The organism is Pyramidobacter sp. CG50-2, from assembly GCF_003612005.1.
Taxonomy (GTDB): domain Bacteria; phylum Synergistota; class Synergistia; order Synergistales; family Dethiosulfovibrionaceae; genus Pyramidobacter.
The window spans coordinates 1-556 of the sequence record NZ_RAWT01000113.1; the positions used below are offsets into that span (position 1 = coordinate 1).

A 556-nucleotide genomic window follows, 5' to 3' on the forward strand; every position below is an offset into this window, starting at 1 on the left:
CCAAGCTCGTGCAGAACATCACCGGCGACGTCATCAACCAGATCAACACCACCACCAGCAATCCGGTGACGAACATCGACGGCAAGTTCAAGGTGAGCGACGGCACGTCAGCCAATACCAAGACCCTCACCATCAGCAAGAGCGGAGTGCCCGAGATCCAGTTCAAAGGCGAGACGAACAAGATCGCCGTTGAAGTGGCCGGAACCGATTCCGTTCCCGTCGTCACCGTCAAAGCCGACCCGAATCTCGGCCAGAATATCGACATCAGCAACAACAGCACGATCACCAACCTGTCGGGCGGCTTCAACGTAAAAGCGGGGGCGAACACCGGAGCGATCCAGGCCGGCAACACCCTTGAATTCGCGGGCAAGAACTACGTGGAAGCGACCTACGACACCGCCGCGAAGAAGATGACCATCGGGCTGGACGACGCCACCAAGACCAAGATCGACAACATCGGCACCACCATCGGCGCCGCAGCCAAGTGGACGATCCAGGACGCGGAAGCCGTGCCGGGCAGCAAGCAGATCGACGCCGCCACGCCGCTGGTCGTCGA

General features: G+C 60.4%; 1 protein-coding gene. It reads left to right on the plus strand.

Going from position 1 to position 556, the window contains the following annotated elements; translation table 11 throughout:
- On the plus strand, positions 1-556 hold a 556-nt coding region (locus D7D26_RS12420), incomplete at both ends, for a hypothetical protein (protein WP_158606363.1).